Source organism: Candidatus Nitrospira neuquenensis (assembly GCF_979578155.1).
Genome location: NZ_CEFZDU010000024.1, coordinates 1 through 15,047, shown reverse-complemented (window position 1 = coordinate 15,047; position 15,047 = coordinate 1). Strand labels below are relative to the sequence as shown.

General features: G+C 70.9%; 13 protein-coding genes. 9 read left to right on the top strand and 4 right to left on the bottom strand.

All coding sequences use genetic code 11. The annotated features are described in order from the left end of the window. Positions 1 to 1,504 (bottom strand): tetratricopeptide repeat protein (locus AC1U7O_RS10440; protein ID WP_479894706.1); only part of this gene is annotated, 1,504 nt, incomplete at its 3' end. A gap of 191 nt (positions 1,505 to 1,695) precedes the next feature. Between AC1U7O_RS10440 and AC1U7O_RS10435 the strand changes: the two genes are divergently transcribed. Continuing rightward, the gene (locus AC1U7O_RS10435; protein ID WP_479894705.1) at positions 1,696 to 3,198 is read left to right on the top strand and encodes a spermine/spermidine synthase domain-containing protein; all 1,503 of its coding nucleotides are present in this window, start codon (positions 1,696 to 1,698) and stop codon (positions 3,196 to 3,198) included. Next, positions 3,195 to 3,746, top strand: coding sequence for a hypothetical protein (locus AC1U7O_RS10430; RefSeq protein ID WP_479894704.1), 552 nt, complete (start codon positions 3,195 to 3,197; stop codon positions 3,744 to 3,746). The genes AC1U7O_RS10435 and AC1U7O_RS10430 overlap by 4 nt, the downstream gene beginning before the upstream one ends. Here AC1U7O_RS10430 and AC1U7O_RS10425 read toward each other — a convergent pair. The 3 genes from AC1U7O_RS10425 to AC1U7O_RS10415 all read right to left on the bottom strand — a co-directional run bounded on the left by AC1U7O_RS10425 (position 3,737) and on the right by AC1U7O_RS10415 (position 6,198). Then, positions 3,737 to 4,846: a hypothetical protein gene (locus tag AC1U7O_RS10425; protein WP_479894703.1), complete on the bottom strand. Its 1,110-nt coding sequence runs from the start codon at positions 4,844 to 4,846 to the stop codon at positions 3,737 to 3,739. The genes AC1U7O_RS10430 and AC1U7O_RS10425 overlap by 10 nt on opposite strands. Positions 4,847 to 5,489: 643 nt before the next feature. After that, positions 5,490 to 5,702 carry a hypothetical protein gene (locus AC1U7O_RS10420; RefSeq protein ID WP_479894702.1) on the bottom strand — a complete coding sequence of 71 codons (213 nt, stop codon included), beginning with the start codon at positions 5,700 to 5,702 and terminating at the stop codon, positions 5,490 to 5,492. Positions 5,703 to 5,766: 64 nt separating this feature from the next. Continuing rightward, a complete protein-coding gene (locus tag AC1U7O_RS10415; protein WP_479894701.1) occupies positions 5,767 to 6,198 on the bottom strand; it encodes a hypothetical protein in 432 nt (143 codons plus the stop codon). A gap of 157 nt (positions 6,199 to 6,355) precedes the next feature. Between AC1U7O_RS10415 and AC1U7O_RS10410 the strand changes: the two genes are divergently transcribed. The 7 genes from AC1U7O_RS10410 to AC1U7O_RS10380 form a co-directional block, all read left to right on the top strand. Then, complete coding sequence (locus tag AC1U7O_RS10410) at positions 6,356 to 8,068, top strand: SagB/ThcOx family dehydrogenase (RefSeq protein ID WP_479894700.1); 1,713 nt, start codon at positions 6,356 to 6,358, stop codon at positions 8,066 to 8,068. A 28-nt stretch (positions 8,069 to 8,096) separates the two neighbouring features. Further along, on the top strand, positions 8,097 to 8,966 hold the full coding sequence (locus tag AC1U7O_RS10405) for a hypothetical protein (RefSeq protein WP_479894699.1): 870 nt from the start codon (positions 8,097 to 8,099) through the stop codon (positions 8,964 to 8,966). 160 nt (positions 8,967 to 9,126) lie between these two features. Further along, positions 9,127 to 9,486 carry a hypothetical protein gene (locus tag AC1U7O_RS10400; RefSeq protein ID WP_479894698.1) on the top strand — a complete coding sequence of 120 codons (360 nt, stop codon included), beginning with the start codon at positions 9,127 to 9,129 and terminating at the stop codon, positions 9,484 to 9,486. Between the two features lie 12 nt (positions 9,487 to 9,498). Then, positions 9,499 to 9,939 carry a glycine zipper family protein gene (locus tag AC1U7O_RS10395; protein ID WP_479894697.1) on the top strand — a complete coding sequence of 147 codons (441 nt, stop codon included), beginning with the start codon at positions 9,499 to 9,501 and terminating at the stop codon, positions 9,937 to 9,939. Positions 9,940 to 10,036: 97 nt separating this feature from the next. Further along, entirely contained in the window at positions 10,037 to 12,136 is a 2,100-nt protein-coding gene (locus AC1U7O_RS10390; protein WP_479894696.1) for an ATP-binding protein, read from the top strand. Beyond that, positions 12,117 to 13,571, top strand: a complete 1,455-nt coding sequence (locus AC1U7O_RS10385; RefSeq protein WP_479894695.1) for a sigma-54-dependent transcriptional regulator — start codon at positions 12,117 to 12,119, stop codon at positions 13,569 to 13,571. Before AC1U7O_RS10390 ends, AC1U7O_RS10385 begins: the two co-directional genes overlap by 20 nt. A gap of 507 nt (positions 13,572 to 14,078) precedes the next feature. Continuing rightward, positions 14,079 to 15,047 (top strand): twin-arginine translocation signal domain-containing protein (locus AC1U7O_RS10380; protein WP_479894694.1); only part of this gene is annotated, 969 nt, incomplete at its 3' end.

The window sequence follows — 15,047 nt, the reverse complement described above, 5'->3', positions numbered from 1 at the left end:
GGAAGCGCCGGCGCGTCCGGGCCCAGGTCCGCCGCGTGGCGAGGGGCAGCAGACAGGCCCCGCGCCACAGCTCGATGCCCGCCACCGGCGGGCGGCCCTCTCGGAGGTAGAGCCAGGCCAGCCGCCCCCGCACCCAAGGCCGATCGTAACCGCTCGCGACGGCGAGCCGGTAGCCTTGGACCGCCTCCGGCGTCCTGCCGCACCGCTCATAGAGTCGGGCGAGCAATGCGTGGATGCGACCATGGTCCCGGTCCCTCACCGCCTCGGGGCCGAGCGTCTCGATCGGCTCGTGCAGCGGCTTGTGTCCCTTGAGCGCCAGGATGAGGGACCGCTCGTAGGCGGCGATGGCCTCCTCGACGCGGTGGAGCCGGTCGAACACCTGCCCGAGGGCCCGGTGCGCCTCCATGCAGTCGGGGTCCACGGCGACCGCGCGGGCGAGCCACTCCTCGGCGGCAGCCCAGCGCCCCCGCTCGACCTCGACCCGCCCCAGGCCGAAATAGGCCCAGGGATCGTCGGGCGCGACCCGGAGCATGAGACGATGCTCCGATTCGGCCTCGTCCAGCCAGCCGGCCTGCTCGCACCAGAGGCCTCTGCTGCTGTAAGGCGTGCGGTAGGTCGGGTCGAGCGCCACGGCCCGGTGATAGGCGGCCCTGGCCTCGTCCGGCCGGCCCGCGGCACCGTAGAGGAGGGCGAGGTGGAAGTCCGGCGCGGCGAGCCGCGGCAGCAGGTCACGGGCGCGCCGGTAGGCCGCCTCGGCGGCGGGCCGGTCGTCCCGCGCGACCGCCTCGGCGCCGTCGCGCAGGAGGTCCAGCCCCGCGAGGACCGAGTCGGTCTTGGCCGGCGAGAGGCGCAGGGCCAGGTCGTCTCCCAGGTACTTCCAGCGGAGGGGCGTGAAGCCCCCCTCGACGGAATAGGCGATGGTCGTGCAGCGGCTCGTGACGCGGGCATCCTGCAGGCGCTCCACCAAGTCCTGCGGCCAGCACCACGGAAGGGGACTGTGCCGGTCATAGGCGTCGCTCGCCATGTCCGGGAATAGGAAAAAATCCGTGTCCACGTCGAGCAGGACGGGCTCCGCGAACGAGGGAAGATGCCGGAGCGGAGCGACGAAGAAAGGTCGGCCCAACACCGTCGCGCCGATCCGGTCCGCTTCCGGGCGCAGCGAGCAACGTCGGCCCGGGTACTGGCGCAGCAGCCCCTTGAGGTGGCGCATCAGCAGCCGGCGCCCGCCGGGCCGGTCCCAGGAGGGATCGGGGATCACCCAGTGCACCTCCCGCGCCCGGCCCTCCTGCAGGGCCCGGCAGATGTAGTTGGCGATGGTCGGCGGCTCCGGTCCCTCCGTCCAGTACATGTCGTGGTGCGCGTCGACGTGGATCAGGACGCGGTCCGCGACCCCTTCCCGGCGCCAGACCTCCAGGGACTCGTCGTGGTTCTCCATGAGGACGAGGGGAGGCGGCGGGGCGGTCGGGGCGACCGACGGCTCGGCGGCTCTCTGGGGGAGGGGCATGGAATCTCCCGGTACGTATGCGGGATTCACCCTAACGGCCCCGGCGGGGCTTGTCAAGCGGCGCGTCGCGGACCGGCACGGCGCCGATCGGGGCGGGCCGCGCGCCGGCACTTCCCGCTTGCCACGGCGGAGCGAAGCGTGTAGATCGAGACCCGGCGCCGCGCGGCGCGTTTCCCCGGAACGGACGGCCGATGGTCCCACCCTATCCCTGGATGCTGGTCTGCGCCGGCCTGAACCTCGTGCTGGCGCAGTACTGGACCATGAAGGAGTATGCGCTCGTCCTCGACGCCTCCGAGGCGACCGTGCTGCTCGTGGTCGCGACCTTCCTGGCGAGCGGGTCGCTGGGGTTCCTGCTCTCGCCCCGGCGCCTCGAGCGCGCCGCGGTCCGGCTCCTGTTCCCGCTCTTCCTGGCGCAGCTCGCCTTCCCCTGGCTCCTGCGCGAGGCGGCCGCCGTGATGTACCGGCACGAGCTTCCCCATGTCACGGCGGCGATGCTGGCGATCGGGTTCCTCGTCATGGCCGTGCCCTTCACGATCCTCCTCCCCCACCTGATCCATCGTCGGGAAGCGGAGGCGCCGGGTCCGTCCGGCGAGGCGGTCGCGTGGGGCTACGGCCTGGAGCTGGCCGGCGCGGTCCTGGGCATCGCGCTGATCCTGCTCGTCGCGCGCACCCACCTGCAGCCGGTCCTCATCCTCTACTTCGTGAGCTTCTCCCTGATCCTGGCCCGGGCCGCCGGCAGCAGGCGGCTGCTCGCCGTCGCCCTCTCCCTGTCGGTGGGCCACGGCCTGGTCGCCCCGTCGCTGGAGCGGATGACGACGGAGGACTTCTACCGGGCGCGGGAAAAGGACCCCGGGATCAGGCTGCTCGCCTCAGCCCGGTCCCTCTATAACCGGATCGACGTGCTGGAGAACGGGGAGGGCGAGAAGCTCCTGGAGATGAACGGCCGCGAGTATTTCAACGAGACCGACCTGCAGGCGTTCAACCATTATCTCGCCGGGATCCCCTCCGCCCTGATGCCAGGCAGCCGCGTCCTGATCGTCGGGACCGGCTCCCTCTCCTCCGTGTCCCAGGCGGCCCGGTTCGCGCGCACCGTGGAGTCGGTCGAGATCGACGAGCAGGTGGTGGCGCTGACGCGCGACCTGTTCCGGGAGTTCAACCGGCTCGACGAGGTGCCGACCTGGACGCTGCACGTGGACGACGCCAAGCACTTTCTGGGCTCGACCGAGACGCGCTACGACCTGATCATCCTCGACCTGGTTCCACCCATCTACGTGCAGGACGCGCTGCTCTTCAGCCGCGAGTTCTACGAGCTGGTGAAGTCCCGGCTCACGCCGCGGGGGGTGCTGTCCATCTATACGGGCACGCACCTCGGCGAGGTCCAGCTCAAGAAGCGGCGTCACGCGCCGGAGAAGACGGTGGACGCCGTCTTCTCCGAGTACCTGGTCGTCAACAGCCGGGCGGCGGACATGGCCTTCATCTACGCCTCCCCCGACCTGCCCTTCGGCCGGGAGGACCTGCTCGCGCTCCTGCGGGCGGAGGGGACGGCGGACGTGGATCGGGTGTTCGAGCCGGCGGAGGTCCGGCCGCTCCTCGACGGACAGCGGATCACCTCGCACGACGACCTGGGGATCGTCCTGGACTGGGCGCCGTCCGGCTACCGGCGCCTGGTTAGCCTGTTCGGGGTCTGGCCGTGAAGGGGGCGGCGGCGGTCGGATCGGCCGTGACGGCGGGGCTGCTGTTCGCCGCCTGCCAGGTCGGCTACTTCGTACGGATGGAGTTCAGCCTCTCCTCCACCTATGTCTCGTACTATGCGACGATCGGGGTCTGGCTGCTCGGCGCGCTCGTGGGGCTGGCGATCCGGGGCGATCGGACGGGGGGCCCGCTGCTCCTGGCCGGGCTTGCGGCCTACTACCTCGCGGGGGCGGTGCTGGCCCGCGCGCCCTACGACTTCGGGTTGCTGCCGCTGTACGGGCTCTGCATCTTCACCACCGCCCTCTACAGCGGCCACTTCTTCCGCCGAGCGCGGCGGAGCTTCGGCTCGGCAAACTCCCTCTTCTTCCACGAGAACAACGGCTTCCTCCTCGGTTACCTGCTCGCCGTCGCGCAACTGCTCCTCCACGGGCAGGTGAGCCAGCAGATCCTGCCCGCGGTCCTGGCTGCCGCGCACCTGCTCTGCCGGCTGGCCGCGGACCGGGCGGGCGAGGCCGGCGCGGCCGCGGCGCCGGCCGCCGCTCAAAGATAGGAAGCAAGGAGGGCGGCGGCCTCGGCCGCGCCGGTCGGGGCGGGGGGCGATTCGGCGGGCGGGGGCATCGTCAGCAAGGCGTCGAGTCCGGCGCGCCAGCGTCCGGCGGCGAAGTCCTCCGCGGACAGCTCCAGGCCCAGCCCGTACCGGTGCAGGTAGTCCACGAGCGGCGGCTCGTCCACGAAGGTGTGGCGGCGGACGTAGAGCACCCGCAGCCCCTGGGCGACGGCCTCCACGACCGTGCTGTAGCCGGGCTTGGTGACGAGGATGTCGGCGGAGGCCATGACCGCGCCGAAGGGAAGTCCCGTCGCCTCGGCCCGGTGCAGCCTGGTCGCGCCGGACGGGACGGGCCCGCTGATGATGAACCGATAGCCTGCCATCGCCTCCAGGGCCTCGGAGGGAAGCCGCTCGGGCGGGATGCCGCCGAAGCCGACCACGACGAGCCGCTCGCCCGCGCGGGCGCCGACGGCCCGCCTGAGCCGCTCCCGCTCCGGCGCGAGGGAGCGCGCGATCGGGCCCACGTCCGCCACCCGCCGGAAGGCCGTCATCGCCGTTCCCGGCGCTGGCCGGATCATCAGGTCCGCGAGGCCGTAGGCCCGCTGCATCCGGGAGAGGAGGGCCTGCCGCGCGGCGCGCCCGCCGTCCGCCTCCGCGGTGTCCGGGGCCTCGTCCAACCAGGGCGCGAGGACACCGTCCCAGGAGATCGAGCAGGAGCCTACGGCGGGCACCCCCGCGCGTGCGGCCGCCTCGACGGCCAGGGGCGGGATGTTCGCGAGCACCAGCGCCGGCGCCCGCGCCGCGATCAGGCGGGCCTCCGCCTCGACGCGGGCCTCCCAGTCTTCGTGGAAGCGCCGGTGCGCGCGCCAGGTTTCACCGATGTCGATCGTCAGGGGACCGCGCTGGATGCAGCCGACGTCCGTCGCGGCGGGGCTCATCTCCCACTCGACGGTCAGGCGGCCCTCGAAAAAGGCGGCGGGGACGTTCGTGCGCAGGAGCGCCTTGAGGCCCGCGCGCCGGCGTCCCAGCTCGTTGAGCAGGGGGATCGTCTGGGCGGCGTGGCCAAACCCGTGACTGGAGATGGCGCAGTAAATGACAGGCATGGTTGAGGTGTCTCCTGGTCGTCATCCCGGGAAGGATTTGCTCCGACTATCTTCCGGCCGGCGACCGTCCCCCCGGACATCGTCGCGCCGGGTGCGGAATCCGTCATTGCGGCGAAAGCTGGAATCCAGATCCTGGACCCCGGCTTCCGCCGGGGTGACGGCACCGGCCGAACGGCGGATCGGGCTTCCGCCGGGATGACGGCACCGGCTGGAAGGACGACAACCCGCCTGGCCCCAGGGGCCATGAACGCCGCTACGCTGCTCGCGGATTCGCCGCTGCGGCCAGCCGGCATGTAGGTCGTCATTGCGGCCATGGCCGCCGCGCGGCCGCGAGCCGGAATCCAGGCCCCGCCACGATCCTGGATGCCGGCCCCGGATTGAACAGGTCCGGGGTAAACTCCCGCCGGCATGACGAGCCGCGAACCTGCGGAACGCAAGGCTCGCCCGCATGATTCATGATGGTTCGTCGCGAAACCGTGGGGTCGCGTCGCGAGACGGGCGCGTGGAGCCGCGAAGACCCGAGGCGTACTTGAAACAGCACGTCGAGGGTCTGAGCGGCGAGCCCGCCCGCCAGCATGCACGGCAGTCGCATGCCGGCGTCTCGCAGCCGCGAATCCGCGGTTGCAGCAGAAGCGCTCATGAATCATGCGGGCGAGGAATCGCTCGGTCCCCGCCCGCCGGCGGGAGGAAGGCGGTACCGCCGGGCGAGGTCGAACTCGGCCGCGAGGCCGTCGGCGGCCCCGTCGCCCAGGCTGGCGCGGACCTCGCTCATCAGCAGGTCCAGCGGCGCGCCGGCCTGGTCCTCGAACTGCTCGATCGTCGTCCGGATCCGCTGCCTGGCCTCGTCCAGCGTCATGCGGCCCTCCATGGACGGCGGCATCCTACCACGCCCGCCAGGCTCCTCCACGCGGCCTCGTCGCTCAATCTCCGCCCGTGAAACTGTCGCGATCGTACTCGGCGGCGGTCTCGTCCTCGGCCTCCAGGCCGAGCCCCGCGCGGAAGGAGGCCCGGATCTCCCGGACCTGACGCGCGCGGCCGGCGCCGGGCCGCTCCGCGTGGCGCGCCAGGTACCGGTCGCAGAGCTCGATGCCGGTTTTGAAGTGCAGCGCGATCGTCTCCTCCGCCGCCTGCTGCCAGGTGATGAAGATCAGGAATTCCTGGAAGGCGGCGGCGTCGGGGTGGCGGGCGCCGATGCGCTGGAGCGCCTCGTAGGCCGCCCGCGCCTCCGGCCCGACGCAGGCGGAGAAGACCTCCTCGGCCTCGACTGCCTGCTCCCACTCCTCGCCCAATTCGCCGGTCCGACCCGCCTCCGCGAAGGCGGCCTGGGCTTCCAGCGCGGGATCGAACCGCATGGTCCCTCCGTGGTCGGTGACGCCGCCCTCGGCGGCCGGCGGAGCGAGGATAAGCCGCGACGGCGCGACCGGTCAACCGCCGGCGCACGGACCGGCGGCTCCTGGCCGGCGTTTACAAGGCGCCAGGCAGCCGGGTAGACTCCGGCCAGGAGTCGTCATGGATGCGCTCGACCGGGTCTTCCACTATCACGAGGCCACCAAGCACCACTTCCACCGGTTCGCCCGCGCGCTGGGGTACATGGACTGGGCGAACCAGCCGGACCCCTTCCGCCGCTACGAGGGCGCGCCGTTCCGTGCTCTTCCGCTCCTGAAGCCGGAGGAGCCGCCGCGGTCGCCGAGCTACGAGGCCCTGTACCGTCCCGGCGCGGTGCCGCCGGAGCCCCTGACCATCCGTTCCATTTCCCGGTTCTTCGAATACGCGCTCGCCGTCTCGGCCTGGAAGCAGGCGGGCGAGGTCACGTGGGCGCTACGGACGAATCCCTCCAGCGGCAACCTGCATCCGACGGAGGGCTACCTGATGATCGGTTCGCAGCTCGGCGAGCTCCTGCCGCCCGGGGTCTACCACTATGCGCCGAAGGTGCATGGGCTGGAGCAACGGGCCTCGGCCGATCCGGCGAGCGTCGCCGCGCTGCTCGCGCCCTTCCCCCGCGGCGCCTTCCTGGTCGGCTGGACCTCGATCCACTGGCGGGAGGCCTGGAAGTACGGCGAGCGCGCCTTCCGCTATTGCCAGCACGACATCGGCCACGCGATCGGAACGGCCAGGGTCGCGGCGGCGACGCTGGGCTGGCGGCTGCTGCTGCTCGACGGGACGTCGGACGACGGGGCGGCCGCGCTGCTGGGGGTGGACCGGGCGGAGGACTACGGCGAGGCGGAGCGGGAGCAGCCCGACGGCCTGGCGGTCGTCTGGCCCGCGGAGGACGTGGGGGCTGAGGCGTCGGGGGTGAGGGGGGAGGAGCGACGCGACGTGCCGCTGTTTCTGGAGGAAGCCGCGGTGCGGGCGGTCGCCGCCGGGCCCTGGCAGGGGCGGGCGAATCGGCTCAGCCCGACCCATCCGGTGGACTGGGCGATCATCGACGAGGTCGCCGCCGCCTCGTGGAAGTCCACCAACGACCGGAGGTCCGTCGGCTGGGTGTCCGCGCCGCGCAGCCCCCATGCCTTCCCCCTCGCGCCTCACGCCGATGCCGGCCGGCTCATCCGGCAGCGTCGAAGCGCCGTGGCCTTCGACGGGAAGACCTCGGTCCCCGCCGCGCGGTTCTTCGCGATGCTCGCCCGGGTCATGCCGCGGACGGAGCGTCCCCTCTCGCTGCGCCCCATGCCCTGGGATGCCGTGCCGTGGGAGCCGGCGATCCACCTCCTGCTCTTCGTGCATCGGGTGGAGGGGCTCGCACCGGGCCTGTACCTCCTCTCGCGGGATCCGGCGAAGACCGAGGCGCTGAAGAAGGCGGCCCATGCCCGGTTGGCCTGGACGAGTCCGCCCGGCTGCCCGGGCGACCTGCCGCTCTTTCTCCTGGAAGAAGGCAACGCGCAGCGGCTGGCCGCGCAGGTGAGCTGCGGGCAGGACATCGCCGGGGCCGGCGCCTTTTCGCTCGGCATGCTGGCCGAGTTCGAGGCGACCCTCCGGCGGGAGGGGCCCTGGTTCTACCGGCGGCTGTTCTGGGAGTGCGGTCTGCTCGGGCAGGTGCTCTACCTGGAGGCGGAGGCGGCGGGGGTCAGGGGGACGGGGATCGGCTGCTTCTTCGACGACCCGGTGCACCAGGTCCTCGGCCTGGGCGACCGCGCCTTCCAGTCGCTCTACCATTTCACGGTCGGAGGGCCGGTCGAGGACCATCGCCTGACGACCTTGCCGGCGTACGAAACTCGCCAGACGTGAGGGGGAAGGGGCCGCGGAAGGGAAGGGGATGTACAAGATCAAGAAAAAGACGCAGCCGGCGAAGCCGCCCGCGCTCTACAACATCATCGAGGACTACACGGAGTTCGACGCCCCGGGCAACGTCACGCTCTGCGCCATGACGGAGCCGGAGAATCTGCCGGAGCACGCGCGGGTCCTGGCCGAAAGTCACGAGGTGCCCCTCGACGTCATGACGCGGCTCCTGACCGAGGGGGGCGTCTACGTCTATCCGCAGACCGGGGCCCTGATCACGCGGGGGCTGTTCGCCTGCCGGATCGACCCGGCGGGGGAGCAACCGAAACGGACCTGGGTGCTCGACCTCGTGCAATACGCCGAGGCGGAGCAGCTCGTCCGCGCGCGCGGGCTCACGCTGGCGGAGGCCGCGGACCGGGTCTTCATCCGGACGCTCCCGCCCGAACTCAAGGAGCGGCTAAAGCAGAAAAACCTGGGCCTCGACATGGCGAAGCTGGACCGGGCGATCAGCCGCCACGGCGACGTCAAGTACGTCGACTTTCGGAAGGACTGGTCGCCGTACTTCAAGCGGCCCTGCATCATGCCGGACGGGCGGCTGGTGGAGACGGGGAGCCTGGAGGAGTTCGCCGGCCTGCACGGCATCGCTGTCGCGGACGCGCGGCGCCTGATCGAGGAGGGCGGTACTCTGGAGGTGGAGGGCGAGGTCCTGGCCTGCCAGATCGTCAACGGCCAGCCGGCCGTCGCGCGTTTCGGTCGCCGGCAGTACGCCCGCGCGAAGGAACTGGTCGCGTCCAAGGGGCTGCACCTCATGGATGCGCTGAGCGAGGTCGGCCTGAGCGACCCCGCGATGATGGGCGCGCTGCGCCGGCTGGAGCGGCGTATGGGGGGAGGGCCGAGTCATACGTGAAAAGCCAAAAGTGAACGGGGAGATGCACACCGGGGTCGGAATCCGTCATTCCGGCGAACGCCGGAATCCAGCGCCGGACAGCATCCCGGCGAGCCTGCCCCGGACTCGATCCGGGGCCGGGGTGACGTTCTCAAACGAAGTCCGCAAGAGTGTTTTCCTTGTGCCTGGTATTCTCCTCGTCACGACTTTCTTGTCCGCGTGCGGCAGCCCGCGGCCGATCCTCTACCCCAACGCGCATCTGAAGGCCGTCGGGCCGGAGGTGGCCGAGTATGACGTGGACCTCTGCCGGCGCCTGGCGGAGGAGGGGATGGCGACGGGGAGCGGACCGGCGACGGGCGCGACGGCGGGGCCCCTGATCGGCGGCGACCCGGGGCGCGCCCTGGTGGCGGGCAGCGCGGCGCAGGCGAACGTCGGGTTGTTGAGCTCGCTGTTCGGGTCGGATAATGCGGAGCTGGCGCGTCGACCGATGGTCGAGCGGTGCCTGAGGGAGCGAGGCTATGTCCCGGTCGGGTGGAAGTAGGAGGGGTTGAGGATGCGGAGACGGTGCGGCGGGTTTTGGCGGCGGCCGGGCCTGGCGGTCGTGGCGGTGCTGGCGCTGGCGGGCTGCGGGGGCCCCCGGCCGATCCTCTACCCCAACGAGCACCTCAAGCAGATGGGCGAGGCCGGCGCCGAGCGGGACATCGCCGCCTGCCGGGAGCTCGCCGAGCAGGCCGGGGCGAAGCCGACGAGCGGGAAGGCGGCGCAGGCGGCGACCAGCACGGCCATCGGCGCCGGCATCGGGGCGGCAGCCGGCGCGGTGGGCGGCGCGATCGTGGGGGCGCCCGGCACCGGCGCCGCGATCGGCGCCGCCAGCGGCTCGATCTGGGGGCTGGTTTCCGGGCTCTTCGGGGTCAAGGAGCCGAGCCAGACCCACAAGGCCTTCGTCAACCGCTGCCTTGCCGAGCGCGGCTACGAGCCGGTCGGATGGGAGTAGCCGCACGGGATTGACGCTCCTGGCGAGGTGCGACATACTGTCGTCGGCTCAACGGCGCGGTCTATAGGAGCGCCGCCTGTGTTCGGAGGGACCCCCCTTGCGGAGCGTCATCGAGCGGGGACGGGCCTGGTGGAGCCGGCTTCCCGTCCGGCGGAAACTGGTCACGATTCTGCTGGTGGTGTTCCTGCCCCTCGTCGCCGCGCTCGTTACCCATGTTTCCTTCGTCACGCAGCTCCGCACGCTCCAGGCCCAGCATCACCAGATCGTCCTCGCCCGCGAACGGTTGCAGGTGCTCCGGCGACTGGCCGTGGACATCGAGGACGCCTTCCGAGGATACCTGCTCACCCGACAGGAGAAGTTTCTCCAGCCGCTGTTGGATGCCGAGCCCCGGGTCCCCCCGACGGCGGACGAGATCATGCGCCTGGTCGAGGGCGATCGCGAGCTGGCCGCTGCCTTGCGCCATGCGGCCGAGCGACTGGCGGCGCTGGCCGACTCCAAGCACGACCTGATCCGGCGGCTCCGCGCCGGGCGGGAGGAGGAGGTGCTGGCCTACGTCCGGTCGGGGCAGGGGCTCGCCCTGTCGGATGCGGTGCGCCAGGACCTCCGTATGCTCGAGGACACGCTGGATCGCCGCTCCCAAGGCTACGAGGGCCGAGAGGCCGCGCTCGTCCAGCGGGTTTTCTGGGGGTTGCTCCTGGCGGTGGCCGGGTCGCTTGCACTCGGGCTGCTGTACGTCCGGCTGCTGTCCCGGTCCATCACGGGACCGCTGGCGGACCTCCGGCGCTCGGTGGAGGCGTTGAGCGCGAGCCTGTCCCCACGGGGAGGGGGCCTCGCCGGTTCCGGGGAACGGACCGACGAGATCGGCGCGCTCGCCGGAGGGTTCCAGGAGATGGCCGGCCTGATCCGCCGGCACCTGCGCGAGATCGAGGCGCTGGCCGCCATCGGCCAGGAGATCAACACGATCAGGGCGGACGGCCTCTCCGGCGTGCTGCGGCGGATCACCGACCGTGCCTGCGAGCTCCTGCAGGTGGACGTCTGCATGGTGATGCTCCGGAACGAGCGGATGGGCTGCTGGATCGTCGAGGCCGCGTCCGGCGACTGGCACGACCGGCTCCACAAATCGGTCATGCTGTGGGAGGAGTTTCCGGTCTCGGTCCAGGCCTTCCAAACCGGTCGTCCGGCCTTCGGGGAGAACCTGCGGGCGGATGAGCGTCCCGAGGTGCGGCGGCGCAATCTGATGGGCCAGAGCATGTTGTCCATACCCCTGCTGTCGCAGGGGGCGCCGTTCGGCGTCCTCGTGCTCTTGCAGGATCGTCCCGTGGGCCGCGAGGGGTGGAACGTGCCGCTCGCCGCGGGGTTCGCCAACGAAGCCGCGGTCGCGATCGCCAACGCCCGGCTTTACGAGGCGGTGGAGCAGAAGGGGAGGGGGCTGGAGAGCAGGCTTCGCCAGCTCGAACACCTGGCCGAGACCCTGGCCCACGACCTGAAGGGCCCCGGCGAGCGCATCGGCGGGCTCGCCGCCTCGATGCTGGCCGCCTACGGCCGGCAACTCGACGATCGCGCCCGGCGCTGGCTTAAGCTCATGGACGAGGAGGGCCGGCAACTGAGCGCCCGCATCGAGAGCCTCCTGGACCTCGCCCGCCTCGGCGGACGGACCGACAGCCTGGAGATGGTGGACCCCGGCCTCGTGCTCTCGGACGTGCTGAAGGAGTGGGCCGGCGAGCTGGAGCGCGGAAAGGTCAAGGTCCGGGTCGCCCCCCACTTTCCCCCGGTGGTCTGCCATCGCGCCTATCTCCGCCAGATCCTCGACAACCTCCTCTCGAACGGGATCAAGTTCACCATGGGACAGCCCGAGCCGGAAATCCGCATCGGCGTGGAGCGACGGGCCAACCTGGTCTGCTTCTCGGTGAGCGACAACGGGCCCGGCATTCCGGAGCGGCATCGCGAGCGGGTCTTCGAGCCCTTCGTGCGGCTGAACCCGGAAGGGCCGAAGGGGAGCGGTCTCGGGTTGGCGATCGTGAAGCGCATCGTGGAGATGTACGGCGGGACGGTCCGGATCGAGCCGGGCGGCCGCCCCGGGTGCACGGTGACGTTTACCCTGCCCGCGGCGGTGGACCTGGCGGCGCACCCCGCGGCCGACCCGCCCGGTGGAGGCAGGCGAGCGACGGAGGAGCGGCATGATCAGCCCGACATTTGACGCGGTGCGGGGCGCGACGACGAAACATCCCTTCACGATCCTGGTGGTGGAGGACCAGGCGGCCGACGCGGAGCTGCTCCTGCACGCGATCGAGCAGGCCGATCTTCAGCCCGTCGAAGGGGACCTCGACATCGTCGTGCGCGCCAGCGCCGAGGGGGCGCTGCGGCTGCTGGGCGAGCGGCCCGTGGACCTCGTGCTGACCGACATGATGCTGCCCGGCATGGACGGGCTGGACCTCGTGAGCCGCATCCAGGACATCGACCGGAATCTGCCCGTGCTGGTGGTCACGCGCCTCAAGGGCATTCCTGAAGCCGTGGACGCGATCCGACGGGGCGCCTACGACTACGTGCTCAAGCCGGTCAACGCGGTGGACCTGGGGATGCGGTTGCACCGGGCGATCAGGATCTCCGAGATCATGCGCCGCAATTCCTCCTTCGAGCGGACGATGCGGCAGGCTGCCGGGGCCGGCGAGCTGATCGGCGCGAGCCCGGCGTTCCAAGAGGTCCTGCGCCTGGTCCAAGAGGCGGCGGCGGTCCGCTCGACGGTCCTGATCACCGGAGAGACCGGGACCGGCAAGGGGCTGATCGCCCGGGCCATCCACGAGCGGAGCCGGGAGAGCGGCCGGCCGTTCCAGGTGATCGACTGCGCGACCATGCCGGAGGGTGTGGTCGAGAGCGAGCTGTTCGGCCATGTCCGCGGCGCCTTCACGGGGGCGGTGTCCGACAAGCCCGGCCTGATCGAGCTGGCCGAAGGCGGCACCGTGTTCCTCGACGAGATCGGCGAGCTGCCCCTGGCCCTGCAGGCCAAGCTGCTCCGGGTATTGGAGGAGAACGAGGTACGGCCCGTCGGGGGCACGCGCGTCAAGCGGGTGGACATGCGGTTCATCGCCGCGACGAACCAGGACCTGGGCGAGAAGGTCAAGAGCGGCGCCTTCCGCAAGGACCTGTTCTACCGGCTGGCGGTCGTCAGCATTCGCGTGCCGCCGCTGCGTGAGCGCATCGAAGACATCCCGCCGATCGCCCGGCACTTCGTCGGGCAATTCGGCCGGGAGCTGGGCCGGCCGCAGTGCCGTCTCGACGCCGCGGCCATGGAGGCCCTGATCGCCTACCCCTGGCCCGGCAACGTGCGAGAGTTGCGCAACGTCATCGAGCGGGCGGTGATGCTGGCCAAGGGGGACACCGTCACCCGCCAGGCGGTGACGGCGTTGCTCCCCTCCGAGGATGAACCGGCGGAGGGCGGCGCCTTCTCCGCCTACCTGGCGGGGTCCTACGCCCAGGCCAAGAGAAGACTGATCGAGGACTTCACCGCGGCTTACCTCAAAGCCCGGTTGGCCGCCTCGCAGGGACAGATCCAGCAGGCCGCTCAACAGAGCGGCATGCCTCGACAGAACTTCTCCCGCCTGCTCCGGCGTTACCTGGGCCGCGAGCCGGGGTGACGACCCGGTCCGTTTCCTTTTCCTCACCCTGAGCCGGGGCCGACGGCTCCGAGCCGTCGGCCCGGCGTCTGCGGTTCGCGCCGGCCGTCCTCCTGCTTCCTTCCGGTAACGCCGGAGGGGACTTCACCCGCCGGAATCCCCGCCCAAGCCGGTCCCAGCCCGCCTGGCATGGGCGCGCATCATTTCAGCTTCCTCTCCTAACTGTCTGATTGCACGCCACAGTTTTATATCCCCCGCTTCAGACGCATCAAACTTGATTCCGTGGACCGGTGTTGCAATTCGACCGGCAGTCCGAGCGACGCTTCATTCTCCAGCATTTTCAGTCTGTTATGACATCGGCCTGGCCCCCTCCCTCCGAGACGATCCAGGGCAATGAACTTGCTGAGGAAGGCGGTGCCCATCCGGTCAACAACCACGCGCCGGGCAGCAAGGCAGGGAAAGGAGGTGAGGCCGGCATCGGGTTTGTTTTGGAGCGTCGGCGAACGTTTTTAGCTTGAGGAGGATCCTATGCATCTCTCACGACGGCAATTTTTGAAAGTCACGGCGGGGACGGTCGCGGCGGCCGCGATCGCGGACCGGGCGCTGGCCTTGACGGCGCTGCAGCCGGTCATCGAGGTGGGCAACCCCCTCGGCGAGTACCCCGACCGGTCCTGGGAGCGGGTCTACCACGACCAGTACCGGTACGACTCCTCCTTCACGTTCTGCTGCTCCCCCAACGACACGCACGGCTGCCGCGTCCGCGCCTTCGTGCGCAACGGCGTCGTGATGCGCGTCGAGCAGAACTACGACCACCAGACCTACGAGGACCTCTACGGCAACCGCGGGACCTTCGCCCACAACCCGCGCATGTGCCTGAAGGGCTACACCTTCCATCGACGGGTGTACGGTCCCTACCGGCTGAAGGGCCCCCTGATGCGCCGGGGCTGGAAGCAGTGGATGGACGACGGCGCGCCGGAGCTGACCCCGGAGACGAAGCGCAAGTACAAGTTCGACGCCCGGATGCTGGACGACATGATGCGGGTGTCGTGGGACACGGCCTTCACCTACGTCGCCAAGGCCTGGATCGTCATCGCGACGCGGTACAGCGGGGAGGCGGGGGCGCGGCGGCTGCGGGAGCAGGGCTATCCGCCGGAGATGATCGAGATGATGAAGGGCGCGGGCACGCGCTGCTTCAAGATGCGGGCGGGCATGCCGGTGCTGGGCATCGTCGGCAAGATGGGCATCACCCGGTTCAACGGCGGCGTGCTGCCCGTCCTCGATGCGTGGATCCGCAAGGTCGGCCCGGCGCAGGCGCAGGGCGGCCGCTACTGGTCGAACTACACCTGGCACGGTGACCAGAACCCGTCGCACCCCTTCTGGGGGGGTGCCCAGACCTCGGACATCGACCTCTCCGACATGCGCTTCTCCAAGCTCAACACGAGCTGGGGCAAGAACTTCGTCGAGAACAAGATGCCGGAGGCCCACTGGAAGCTGGAG

Excerpts from the sequence above, each read along its gene's own strand:
- AC1U7O_RS10435 (WP_479894705.1), top strand. The coding sequence starts at position 1,696 with ATGGTCCCACCCTATCCCTGGATGCTGGTCTGCGCCGGCCTGAACCTC.
- AC1U7O_RS10425 (WP_479894703.1), bottom strand. The coding sequence starts at position 4,846 with ATGCCTGTCATTTACTGCGCCATCTCCAGTCACGGGTTTGGCCACGCC.
- AC1U7O_RS10420 (WP_479894702.1), bottom strand. The coding sequence starts at position 5,702 with ATGACGCTGGACGAGGCCAGGCAGCGGATCCGGACGACGATCGAGCAG.
- AC1U7O_RS10415 (WP_479894701.1), bottom strand. The coding sequence starts at position 6,198 with ATGCGGTTCGATCCCGCGCTGGAAGCCCAGGCCGCCTTCGCGGAGGCG.
- AC1U7O_RS10410 (WP_479894700.1), top strand. The coding sequence starts at position 6,356 with ATGGATGCGCTCGACCGGGTCTTCCACTATCACGAGGCCACCAAGCAC.
- AC1U7O_RS10405 (WP_479894699.1), top strand. The coding sequence starts at position 8,097 with ATGTACAAGATCAAGAAAAAGACGCAGCCGGCGAAGCCGCCCGCGCTC.
- AC1U7O_RS10395 (WP_479894697.1), top strand. The coding sequence starts at position 9,499 with ATGCGGAGACGGTGCGGCGGGTTTTGGCGGCGGCCGGGCCTGGCGGTC.
- AC1U7O_RS10385 (WP_479894695.1), top strand. The coding sequence starts at position 12,117 with ATGATCAGCCCGACATTTGACGCGGTGCGGGGCGCGACGACGAAACAT.